Annotated in this window: 1 pseudogene; it reads right to left on the bottom strand. The window is 66.2% G+C overall.

The features are described from left to right. Positions 1–284, bottom strand: a pseudogene (locus tag RAD10_RS41660) (hybrid sensor histidine kinase/response regulator); the annotation flags it as partial.

The following is a 284-nucleotide window of genomic DNA, read 5'->3' as shown; positions in this document are numbered from 1 at the left end:
CCGCCCTCGTGATAGGCGGACAGGCGGATGGTGCCCTGCTCGCCCTTGCCGCTGGCGAGACGCTCGGCGGGGGTCTCAAGGCCATGATCGGCGGAGTTGCGCACCATGTGGGTGAGCGGGTCCTTGATCAGATCGAGCACCTGGCGGTCGAGCTCGGTGTCGGCGCCGTGCATCTCCAATTCGATCTGCTTGCCGAGTTCGCTCGAGAGGTCGCGGACGATGCGGGGCAGCTTCTGCCAGGCATTGCCGATCGGCTGCATGCGCGTCTTCATGACGCCTTCCTG

The organism is Bradyrhizobium sp. 23AC (assembly GCF_054863025.1).
This window is presented reverse-complemented; position numbering and strand designations above follow the sequence as displayed.